The sequence below is a fragment of the Vibrio sp. B7 genome (assembly GCF_963888765.1).
GTDB lineage: Bacteria > Pseudomonadota > Gammaproteobacteria > Enterobacterales > Vibrionaceae > Vibrio > Vibrio anguillarum.
Window position 1 is genome coordinate 223,476 of record NZ_CAWPKR010000033.1, and the last position, 11,982, is coordinate 235,457.

The 11,982-nt window shown below is 45.4% G+C and carries 9 protein-coding genes; 7 read left to right on the forward strand and 2 right to left on the reverse strand.

What is annotated here, in order from left to right; translation table 11 throughout:
* Positions 1-15: 15 nt before the first annotated feature.
* From oadA to luxS, 7 genes are all read left to right on the forward strand, one after another.
* On the forward strand, positions 16-1,794 hold the full coding sequence (gene oadA, locus AACV32_RS10580; protein ID WP_029388147.1) for a sodium-extruding oxaloacetate decarboxylase subunit alpha: 1,779 nt from the start codon (positions 16-18) through the stop codon (positions 1,792-1,794).
* Positions 1,795-1,803: 9 nt separating this feature from the next.
* Positions 1,804-2,934, forward strand: coding sequence for a sodium ion-translocating decarboxylase subunit beta (locus tag AACV32_RS10585; RefSeq protein WP_013857700.1), 1,131 nt, complete (start codon positions 1,804-1,806; stop codon positions 2,932-2,934).
* A gap of 117 nt (positions 2,935-3,051) precedes the next feature.
* Entirely contained in the window at positions 3,052-4,002 is a 951-nt protein-coding gene (locus tag AACV32_RS10590) for an NADP-dependent oxidoreductase (protein ID WP_017049741.1), read from the forward strand.
* The gene (locus AACV32_RS10595) at positions 3,996-4,457 is read left to right on the forward strand and encodes a YqaA family protein (protein WP_017049742.1); all 462 of its coding nucleotides are present in this window, start codon (positions 3,996-3,998) and stop codon (positions 4,455-4,457) included. The genes AACV32_RS10590 and AACV32_RS10595 overlap by 7 nt, the downstream gene beginning before the upstream one ends.
* 9 nt (positions 4,458-4,466) lie before the next feature.
* Positions 4,467-7,322, forward strand: coding sequence for a M16 family metallopeptidase (locus AACV32_RS10600; protein WP_170895000.1), 2,856 nt, complete (start codon positions 4,467-4,469; stop codon positions 7,320-7,322).
* Between the two features lie 102 nt (positions 7,323-7,424).
* On the forward strand, positions 7,425-8,990 hold the full coding sequence (gshA, locus tag AACV32_RS10605) for a glutamate--cysteine ligase (protein ID WP_170895069.1): 1,566 nt from the start codon (positions 7,425-7,427) through the stop codon (positions 8,988-8,990).
* Between the two features lie 64 nt (positions 8,991-9,054).
* A complete protein-coding gene (gene luxS, locus AACV32_RS10610) occupies positions 9,055-9,573 on the forward strand; it encodes an S-ribosylhomocysteine lyase (RefSeq protein ID WP_010319518.1) in 519 nt (172 codons plus the stop codon).
* A gap of 83 nt (positions 9,574-9,656) precedes the next feature.
* Here luxS and AACV32_RS10615 read toward each other — a convergent pair whose 3' ends face one another.
* Positions 9,657-10,931, reverse strand: coding sequence for an HlyC/CorC family transporter (locus AACV32_RS10615; RefSeq protein WP_017046996.1), 1,275 nt, complete (start codon positions 10,929-10,931; stop codon positions 9,657-9,659).
* Positions 10,932-11,014: 83 nt separating this feature from the next.
* Positions 11,015-11,809 carry a cytochrome C assembly family protein gene (locus AACV32_RS10620; protein ID WP_026028540.1) on the reverse strand — a complete coding sequence of 265 codons (795 nt, stop codon included), beginning with the start codon at positions 11,807-11,809 and terminating at the stop codon, positions 11,015-11,017.
* Positions 11,810-11,982: the final 173 nt, after the last annotated feature.

The following is an 11,982-nucleotide window of genomic DNA, read 5'->3' on the forward strand; positions in this document are numbered from 1 at the left end:
AAGGAGTTTATGAGCATGTCTAAACCACTAGCTATTACGGATGTGGTCCTTCGTGATGCCCATCAGTCACTATTTGCCACGCGCATGCGTATCGAAGACATGCTGCCTATTGCAGCAGAGCTCGATAAGATCGGTTATTGGTCACTGGAGACTTGGGGAGGAGCAACGTTTGATGCTTGCATCCGTTTTCTCGGTGAAGATCCATGGGAGCGTTTACGTTCGCTTAAGCAAGCGATGCCCAACACCCCAATGCAAATGTTGCTACGCGGCCAGAATTTACTAGGCTATCGCCACTATGCCGATGATGTTGTTGAAAAGTTTGTCGAACGAGCTCACGCGAATGGGATGGATGTTTTCCGTATTTTTGATGCGATGAATGATGTTCGCAATTTTGAAAAAGCGGTCAAAGCGACAATTGATGTTGGCGCACACGCGCAGGGCACACTGTCTTACACCACTAGCCCTGTTCATAATTCAGATACTTGGGTTGATCTTGCCAAGCGGTTGGAAGATCTCGGTTGCCACTCTTTGTGTATTAAAGATATGTCAGGGTTGCTCAAGCCGTATGAAGCTGAAGATCTGATCACCCGTATTAAATCCTCTTGTGCCGTACCTTTAGCACTGCACAGCCATGCAACGACTGGTCTTTCAGCGGCAACAGCCGTTAAAGCGGTAGAAGCTGGTATCGATATTTTGGATACTGCTATCTCTTCAATGAGCCAAACTTATGGCCACACACCAACCGAAACAGTGGTCGCTATGCTTGAAGGAACCGAGCGTGATACGGGCTTGAGCCTGACACAGCTTGAACCGATTGCCACTTATTTTCGTGAAGTGCGTAAGAAATACGCTAAATGGGAAGGACAGTTAAAAGGTGTCGATTCTCGTATTCTTATTGCGCAGGTTCCTGGTGGTATGTTGACTAATATGGAAGGTCAACTAAAAGAACAAGGAGCGGCCGATCGCCTTGATGAGGTTCTTGAAGAGATCCCTCGTGTGCGAAAAGATTTAGGTTTCATTCCCCTTGTGACTCCAACATCTCAAATCGTGGGAACACAAGCGGTGATCAACGTCCTGACTGGTGAGCGCTATAAGAGCATCACGAAAGAAACTGCAGGGGTATTAAAAGGTGAATACGGTGCCACGCCTGCGCCAGTGAATACTGAGTTGCAAGCCAAGGTGTTGGGTAATCTTACGCCGATCACTTGCCGTCCAGCCGATTTGTTGGATGCAGAAATGGCCGTGTTGACCACTGAATTGCTTGAAAAGGCAAAAGCAGAGGGAATTTCATTAGCTACAGATACGGTGGATGATGTTCTGACTTATGCATTGTTTCCACAAGTCGGTTTGAAGTTCTTGAAAAATCGTCACAATCCGGATGCATTTGAGCCTGCGCCAACCTTGGAGTCAGCCAAACCTACACCTGCCACCGTTGTGACAAAAGGTGGTATTGAAACCTACAGTGTTAAAGTGGATGGGCAAATTTACACGGTTGAAGTGGGACCACAAGGCCAGCTTAGCTCAATTGCTGCCAGCCAGTCTCAAGCAGCACAGTCATCAAGCGTGCCGGCAAGTAACAATGCAGAAGCGGTTCCTTCACCACTCGCTGGCAACATTTTTAAAGTGAATGTTCAAGCCGGTTCTGAGGTGTTAGAAGGGGATGTGTTAGTGATTCTGGAAGCGATGAAGATGGAAACTGAGATCCGTGCGGCACGTGGCGGTATTGTTCAAGATCTTCATGTCAAAGAGGGTGATGCTGTGACTGTTGGTGCACCATTGCTGAGCTTAGCGTAAGGGAGAACCATGGACGGATTATTGACCTTATGGTCTGAAACAGGGATCGCTAATTTTCAGCTAGGCCAAATCTGCATGATTTTGGTCGGTTGTTTACTGCTGTTTTTGGCTATTCGCAAAGGCTTTGAGCCACTGCTGTTATTGCCGATCGGCTTTGGTGCGATTTTAGCGAATATTCCGAATGCGGGTTTTACCGAACCCGGCGGTCTGCTTTATTACGTTTATCATGTTGGTATTGAGACGGGCGTTTTTCCACTGCTGATTTTTATGGGCGTGGGCGCGATGACCGATTTCGGGGCGTTGATTGCAAACCCTAAAACGTTATGGCTAGGTGCGGCCGCTCAGTTTGGTATTTTCGCCACCCTGTTTGGTGCGATATTACTCAACTATGTACCGGGTATGGAATTTACCATGGCCGATGCTGCGTCCATCGCCATCATTGGTGGAGCCGATGGCCCAACCGCTATTTTCCTTGCCAGTAAATTATCGCCGGATTTATTAGGTGCAATCGCTGTGGCGGCTTATAGCTATATGGCATTAGTTCCTATCATTCAGCCACCGATTATGAAGGCACTTACAACACCTGAGGAGCGAAAAATCAAAATGGCTCAGCTACGCCACGTTGGGAAGACAGAAAAAATACTGTTTCCTCTGGCGGTGCTATTGATGACGATTCTATTTTTACCGTCAGCAACGCCATTAGTGGGTATGTTCTGTCTAGGTAATTTAATGCGTGAATCGGGTGTGGTTGAGCGTCTATCCAAGACAGCGCAAAATGAACTGATCAACATCGTTACTATCTTCTTAGGCTTAGGCGTTGGTTCTAAACTGCAGGCTGATAAGTTTTTGAACTTGGAAACATTAGGTATTTTGGCGCTCGGTGCTATTGCTTTCAGTATTGGTACGGCTGGTGGTGTGTTGATGGCGAAAGTGCTTAATAAATTCTCGAAAGAGGATATTAACCCTCTCATTGGTGCGGCTGGTGTGTCTGCGGTACCGATGGCGGCGCGAGTAGTGAACAAAGTGGGGCTTGAAGCTAATCCACAGAACTTCTTATTGATGCACGCCATGGGGCCAAATGTAGCAGGTGTACTGGGCTCTGCAGTTGCGGCGGGTGTTTTGCTTGCTCTTGTTGGCTAAGCCTAGACGAGCTGATGGTTATTTTGCGAGCTAAAGATTAACTAGAAGCAATAAAATGGTATATATTCAAAGGGATGCTGAGGCATCCCTTTCTTTTTATCAATAGGGAAGTTTGACATGGATAATAAACAGATCGCAATTACTGAGTTTGGTGGACCAGAGGTGCTCGTTATTCAAACCAGTGACGTTCCTCAACCTAAAGCTGGCGAAGTGTTAGTAAAAGTGGCGTTTGCTGGTGTAAACCCTATTGATGTAAAAACTCGGGCTGGTCTGGGGTGGGCTGCAGCGCAAAACAAAGATAAGCTGCCATGGGTGCCAGGTTACGATATTTCTGGACAAGTTGTTGAGGTGGGGGAAGATAATCGCCGCTTTCAAATTGGAGATAATGTGGCGGGCTTTGTTGGGTTTCCGTTGCGTGGTGGCGGTTACAGCCAATACCTGTGTGTGGCAGAAAGCGAACTCAGCCTTGTTCCTGATGCTGTGACCTTAGAAGCAGCAGCGGTGCTGCCACTGGCAGGGCAAACGGCGGCGCAAGCCCTAAATAAAGCGCAAGTGAAAGAGGGGGATCGCGTATTGATCCTCGCAGGCGCTGGTGGTGTCGGGCACTTAGCGGTACAAATTGCTTTAGCAGCAAAAGCCGAAGTGTATACCACGTGCAGCGAACAAAATTTGGATTATTTAGCGACTCTTGGTGCTCATGCGATTAATTATAATTTTGCTCCTGCTTCACAGCGTTTAGAAGAAGTGGATGTGCTGATTGATTTAGTCGGGGGTGATGCGGCTCTCGACGCTTTGAAATGCTTGAAAGATCATGCGCGTGTCGTTACTGTTCCCACTCTAAGTGCTGAGCTTATCTGTGAAAAAGCAAAATTACTTGGTTTTGAAGCCACAGGTATGTTAGTTGATCCTAATCCTGAACAGCTCGATACCATGCTTTATATGGTCAGCGTTGGCTTATTGAAAACGGAAATTCAAGCTGTTTATCCGATGGCGGAAGTGGCTGCGGCTCATCAACAGATTGAAACAAGCCATACTCGAGGCAAAGTTCTTCTTGATATGAAATGTTAGACATTTTTAGCACCTATTTGGAACCGCTCTCGTATTGGTTTGCTGGCTCTGCGCTGTGGGTGCTTTTTTTTAGTGGTTTTCTCAGTGCTACCTTATTACCGGGAAGCTCAGAAGCGAGTTTATTCGCCACATTAAGCCTGAATCAATTTCCCGTATTTTGGGTTATCGCCGTTGCAAGCGCTGGCAATACCCTCGGCGGTCTGACCAACTATTGGCTCGGTATCTGGTTGCCTAATCGAACTGAAAGCGAAAAGCACGGTCATAAAGCGTTAGCTTGGCTCAATAAATATGGTTATTGGGTCCTCTTATTCAGTTGGTTACCTGTGGTGGGCGATGTGCTTTGTTTGGCCGCAGGTTGGCTACGCATGAAATTTTTACCTACTTTTGTCATGATTTTGATCGGCAAAGCACTGCGTTACATCATGCTTGCCGCTGTATTCTATGGTTTTTTCTAAGGAGCTGTTATGAGAAAAATTTGGCTAGGTGCCCTTTCTCTTATTGCCATTTACGGCTGTTCATCAACGGTCGCACCTATCGCTTTTTTTTCATCATTACCGAAAGGGGTTACGCTGATTGAGCAAGTGGATGCTCAACCGGGAAAAGTGATGATCCCTTATGCAAAATATCAGCTCGATAATGGCCTTACTGTCGTGCTCTCACCGGATCACTCAGATCCTTTAGTGCATGTCGATGTCACTTATCATGTGGGTTCGGCACGTGAAGAGATTGGAAAATCAGGGTTTGCTCATTTCTTTGAACACATGATGTTTCAAGGAACGGAGCACGTTGGCGATCAAGAACATTTTCGTTTGATCACCGAAGCGGGAGGAACCATGAATGGGAGTACTAACCGTGACCGTACTAATTATTACCAAACCGTGCCTTCAAATCAGCTAGAAAAAGTGTTGTGGCTCGAATCTGATCGGATGGGATTTTTACTCAACGCGGTTTCTCAACGTAAATTTGAGATCCAACGTGACACAGTAAAAAACGAACGTGCACAAAACTACGACAACCGCCCCTATGGCTTGATGTGGGAAAAAATGGCGGAGGCGATGTATGCCGAAGGACACCCTTATTCATGGCAAACCATTGGTTATGTCGAAGATCTTGACCGAGTGGACGTCAACGATCTTAAAGCGTTTTTCTTACGTTGGTATGGGCCGAATAATGCAGTGCTGACCATTGGTGGTGATATTGATGTTCAGCAAACACTTGAATGGGTTAATCAATATTTTGGCACCATACCGGCAGGCCCAGCCGTTGATAACGCACCTAAACAGCTGGCCCAGTTGGCGCAAGATCGTTTCATTACCTTGGAAGATCGTATTCAGCAACCCATGGTTGTGGTGGGCTGGCCGACAGAATATCGCGGTGCTCAAAGTCAAGCCTCGTTAGATGCGCTTGCCAAAGTGTTAGGCAGCGGTACCAATAGTTATCTCTACCAAGCGTTGGTCAAAACTCAAAAAGCCGTCAATGCGGGTGCATTCCAAGATTGCGCCGAATTGGCTTGTACCTTCTATGTTTATGCCATGGCCCCTTCGGGTGAAAAGGCTCAGCTTGCTCCTTTGTATCGAGAGTTAATGCAAACGCTCAGTCAGTTTGAGCAGCAAGGGGTAGATCAGAGTCGACTTGATCAAATTACCGGTATGGCGGAAGCGAATGCGGTCTTTGCGCTGCAAAGCGTATCTGGAAAAGTGACGCAGCTTGCGTCCAACGAAACGTTTTATGGGCAGCCTGATCGCCTAGAGCAGCAATTAGCTCAGATTCATGCGGTCACCCCAGAGTCAATTCAACAGGCTTATCAGCGCTTCATTGCTCATCAACATAAGGTTACCTTAAGTGTTGTACCTAAACATAAAGCCGATCTTGCCGTTCAAAAAGCCAATTTCGTACCCCCTAAAAGAGTGCTACCTGAGCATCAAACGATAACCGAAGATCAATTGGCTTATCGCCAGGTTGAAGATCAATTTGATCGCTCAATCATGCCTTCTGTGGCAAAAGGTGTGAAAGCACAAATGCCGACATTGTATGAACTCTATTTTGATAACGGTATTGAGTTATTAGCCACACAAACCAGCGAAACGCCGACCGTGCTAATTAATATCAATTTACCGGCAGGGGAGCGACACGCCGCGCGTGGCAAAGAAGGGTTAGCTAATTTAACCGCGGCGCTACTTGAAGAAGGCTCAACTCGACGCTCAGTGGAAGCGATTCAAGCTCAACTCGACACGTTAGGTTCGACTATCAGTGTTACTGCCAATGAGTATTCGACCAGTATTATCGTCTCTAGTTTGAAGAAGAATGTTGCAGCGACATTGGATGTGGTTGAAGAAGTTTTATTTCATCCTGCTTTCAAAGAGAATGATTTTACACGGCTGAAGCAGCAGATGCTGGAAGGGTTGGTTTATCAGCATCAAACACCGGGATGGCTTGCTTCACAAGCTACTCGTCAAGTACTGTTTGGCAACTCTATTTTTGCGCGTTCAAGTGAAGGCACTGAGCAATCACTAAACGATTTAACATTAGAAGATGTAAAACGCTTTTATGCGAAACATTACACGCCACATGGTACGCAAATCGTTGTTGTTGGCGACATTTCCAAAAAAGAGGTCGCTAAACAGTTAACCTTTTTAGGGCAGTGGCGCGGTGAAGCTTCTCCTTTGTTACGTCCCCAAGTGGTGAACTCACTGACAGAGCGGAAGATATATCTGGTTGATAAGCCTGATGCGCCGCAGAGCATTGTTCGTTTTGTGCGAAAAGGGTTGCCTTTTGATGCTACTGGCGAGCTTTTTCTCAGCCAACTGGCTAACTTCAATTTAGCGGGCAACTTTAACAGCCGCATTAATCAGAATTTGCGTGAAGATAAAGGCTACACCTATGGCGCTGGGAGTTATTTCGCGAGCAATCGAGAAGTGGGCGCTATTGTTTTCAATGCTCAAGTGCGTGCTGATGCTACCGTAGCTTCAATCGTTGAAATAGAAAAAGAGATGGCAACATTCAGTCAAAGTGGCTTAACCGACCAAGAGCTAAAATTTATGCGCCTTGCTGTTGGCCAACAAGATGCACTGACGTATGAAACACCATCACAAAAAGCGCAGTTGCTTAGTAATATTTTGACCTATAGTTTGGATGAAGATTACCTACAGCAACGAAATGAACTGGTGGAAAACGTAAAAAAATCAACGCTCAATAAACTCGCCGCTAAATGGTTTGCACCACAAGAGTATCAAATTATCGTGGTGGGTGATGCGAAAACGTTGAAGCCACAACTTGAAAAATTAGATATTCCCGTAGAAGAGCTTGAAATCATCCGCTAGAGTACACATTTATAGGGGGCAGATTGTTTGCCTCCATTCTACTCTCTTGCTGAGTTAGAGCCGCTTTCATTCGGATCATTCACCTATAAGCGAATCATTATTTTGACTAATTTTGCCGCACGACTTGAACAAGTCACTAAAAAATCAGAAGTGTTTAAGCAGTTTGGCCGAGGCGTTGAGCGTGAAACGTTACGCTATACCCCAGAAGGCTCGTTAGCTCTGACTCCTCATCCAGAAGCACTCGGCAGCGCATTAACCAACCGTTGGATCACCACTGATTTTGCGGAGTCATTGCTTGAATTTATTACACCAGTCTCTCATGACGTGCCGACTTTACTCTCACAACTGGCGGATATTCACCATTTTGCTCAAACCAAATTGGGTGACGAAAAGATGTGGCCGCTTTCTATGCCTTGTTATGTTGGCAGCGAATATGATATCGAACTGGCGCAATATGGTTCATCGAATACGGGTAAAATGAAAACCCTTTATCGAGAAGGCTTAAAGCGTCGTTACGGCAGCTTAATGCAGATCATTTCTGGCGTGCATTTCAATTTTTCATTTCCAGAATCATTTTGGGATGCCTTGCATGGCGAGCAAACTGAATCCCAGCGTACTGAGACAAAATCGGAAGCCTATTTTGGTGTGATTCGTAATTACTACCGTTTTGGCTGGCTTATTCCCTATTTCTTTGGCGCATCACCTGCGTTATGTTCATCGTTTGTGCGCGGACGTGAAAGCCATCTGCCATTTGAAAATATTGGTAAAACGCTTTATTTGCCTCATGCTACCTCGTTGCGCCTCAGTGATTTAGGTTATACCAATAGCGCGCAAAGTGGCTTGCAAATTGGTTTTAATAGCTTGGATCAATATCTAGAAGGGTTGAATCAGGCGATCCGCACTCCATCAAAAGAGTTTGCAGAACTAGGCGTGTATGTCGATGGTGAACATCGTCAGCTCAACAGCAATGTTTTGCAGATAGAAAACGAACTCTATGCACCGATCCGTCCTAAGCGTGTGGCCAAAAATGACGAAAAGCCGTCACAAGCGTTAGAGAGAGGCGGAGTCGAATACATCGAAGTGCGTTCGTTAGACGTAAACCCGTTTAGCCCGATTGGTATTACTGAAGATCAAGTGCGTTTTCTCGATCTGTTCCTCACTTGGACCGCTCTTTCAGATTCAGATCCGATGGACAATTGTGAGCTGGCATGTTGGCGAGATAACTGGAACAAAGTGATTTTAGAAGGTCGTAAACCAGGTTTAGAGTTACAAATTGGCTGTCGCGGTGAGAAACTGACGCTGCAAGCGTGGGCGCATAATGTATTCGATGACTTACGCAAAATAGCGCAAGTAATGGATAGCGCTTGTGGTGGCAACGCATACCAAGCCGTATGCGAGAAACTAAGCTCGTGGATTGATAATCCAGAATTAACCTTTTCCGCCCAACTACTTGAACAGACTAAACAGTTTGGAGGGCTCGGTAAGGTGGGTTGTGCATTAGGAACCGAATACCGACAAGCCAACCTGGCACATCACTATCAAACTTATTCTGAGTCTGTGATGGAAGAGGAAGTGCTGCGTTCTCGAGCCGCTCAGCAACAGATAGAGCAACACGATACTCAAAGTTTTGAAGAATTTCTTGAAAGCTATTTTTCGTACCTAAAATGATCTCTCGATCATAATCTAACATTGATAGGCAGAGCATCGCTCTTTGCCAAATAAGGAGAAAGCAATGCCATTACTCGACAGTTTTACTGTAGATCACACTCGTATGCATGCGCCTGCGGTACGTGTGGCAAAAAATATGCAGACGCCTAAAGGGGATACAATCACCGTATTTGATCTCCGTTTTACTGCTCCAAACAAAGATATTCTTTCAGAAAAAGGGATCCACACTTTAGAACATTTATATGCTGGCTTTATGCGCGCGCACTTAAATGGTCATGATGTAGAAATCATCGACATCTCACCTATGGGCTGCCGCACAGGTTTTTACATGAGTTTGATTGGCGCGCCAACAGAAGCGCAAGTGGCGCAAGCGTGGTTAGCGGCGATGCATGATGTGCTAAAAGTAGAGAGCCAAGATCAGATCCCTGAACTAAACGAATACCAATGTGGTACAGCCTCAATGCACTCGTTAACAGAAGCTAAAGAGATTGCTCAAGCGATTATCACAGCAGGTATTGCGGTGAATAAAAATGATGAGCTTGCTTTACCTGAGTCGATGCTCAAAGAGCTGAAAGTGGATTAAAGATCGCCAGATCTGGCCCTTTAAAAACAAAAAGCTTGGCAGTGACCAAGCTTTTTTTCTTTCTTTTATGCAGTGACTGGCGATTAATGTTTTTTGGTTTTGCGTGGAAAGACTTTAACCTGCTTAATGCGGTTTTCTTCTACATCCACAATCTCCATCGCATGGCCAGAGACTTTGACACTTAAATGGCTACTTGGAATATCTTCAAGGTGCTCCAAAAGTAAACCGTTTAAGGTTCTTGGGCCCGTTGTTGGCAGTTTCCACTTCAGCCCTTTGTTAATGTCACGGATATTTGCGCTGCCATCAATCAAGAAGCTGCCATCACTTTGTGGGGTAATTTCATCGGCTAAGCTTGGTGCCATCGAGGTGGTGAATTCCCCCACAATCTCTTCGAGAATATCTTCAACAGTGATCAAGCCATTGATATCACCGTATTCATCAACGATCAGGCCAATCCGCTCTTTGTTGCGTTGGAATTTAAGTAATTGTACGTTGAGCGGTGTGCCTTCCGGGATGAAGTAGACTTCATCAGCGGCACGTAAAATCATCTCTTTATTGAACTCTTTTTTTTCCAACATCAAACGAGAAGCATCACGAAGGCGCAATATGCCCACCGCTTCATCAATTTTGTCTCGGTAAAGCACCACGCGTCCGTGTGGCGAGTGAGTTAACTGACGCACGATAGATTTCCAATCATCGTTAATATTGATACCAGTAATTTCGTTACGTGGGATCATGATGTCGTTCACCGTAACATGTTCGAGATCGAGAATGGAAAGCAGCATATCTTGGTGGCGACGAGGAATAAGACCACCCGCTTCGTTGACGACGGTTCTCAACTCTTCAGAGCTTAGATGATCCTCCGCCCCATGCTTGGCCTTAAGGCCTAGTAAGCGGATGAAACCATTGGTGATGAAGTTAATGAACATCACCAATGGTGACAATATCTTCATTAAGAAGGTCAGTAAGATGCTGCTGGCGTAAGAGACGCGTTCAGGGTAAAGCGCTGCTAATGTTTTTGGCGTCACTTCAGCAAAAACCAGAACGACCAACGTCAGCGCACCAGTGGCAATGGCCACTCCTAGATCCCCATAAAGGCGCATACCAATAATAGTGGCAATTGCAGAAGCTAAAATATTGACTAGGTTGTTGCCAATGAGGATCAAACCAATGAGGCGATCTGGACGATCAAGCAGTTTTTCAACACGCTTTGCACCTTTGTGGCCGGTATTGGCCAAGTGCTTTAAGCGGTAGCGGTTCAAAGACATCATGCCGGTTTCTGAACCTGAAAAATAAGCCGAAATTACGATGAGACCCGCGAGTAGTGCAAACAATATACCCGTTGAAATGTCGTCCAAAACGTGGTTTTTCCTTATAAATAGTGTGATTAAGTAATGATCTAATTAAATGAATGTGTCAATACGCTATCAAACGTGTTGAGTTAGCTCAAAATGATTTCTTTTACAAAACGGCTACCAAAGTAGGCCAGTGTGAGTAAGGTTGCACCAGCGACAGCAAACCAAGTTACTTTTCTACCGCGCCAACCTTTTCGGTAATGTCCCCACAACAATACAGAATAGACAACCCAAGCAATGAAAGACAAAATGCCTTTATGCGCTTTGCCTTGAGCAAACATATCACCGACAAAATCAAAACCAGTAATCAAGGTACCAGTAAGTAATACGTTACCTATCAAGATGATTTTAAACAGTTGCCTTTCTACCATCAGTAGTGGTGGCAAATTGGGGTTGATGGTTAGCATCTTCTTTTTCTTTAGCTTGTGGTCCAGCCAAGCCAATTGCAAGGCGTAGAGTGCGCCAATCGAAAGGGTTGAATACGAAAATAGTGCTAGAGAAATATGCAACAACAGTGGCGGATTGTTTTCTAAGTGAGTCATGAACATGCTTGGAAGAAATGAGGCGGCGCTGACGTTGATCGCGGCGAAGCTATACACCACCGGCAACAGAAACCACAATCGCGTTTTTAACATCGCAATGCTCATCACCAGTGAGATGATAAAGCTTATCAATGATGCCACATTGAGCATACTGAGGTTTTGCCCATTAGCGTTGAAGATTAAATCACTCAGTAACCACGCATGAAAAGCCAGCGCCAGTGCTGAACTGAACAATACTGTCTGCGCACGAATCCCAGTTTGATTAACTAAGCCTGGAATAATGGTCGCTATGGATAAAAAATACAAAATAGTGGCGACTATTGCGATTAAGTTTTCCATACTTCTTACAAAATGGTGGCTGAATTGGCGAATTATACCTTGCATCACGATAATGAGCTACGTTGGATACCGATTGATTTGACATATACCCACCTTAGTTGAGGTCATGGTGCAAATAATTAACAGGGTGAAGGCTTTTATTCGATAAATCGCAGAGATAACTCTTTTTGACC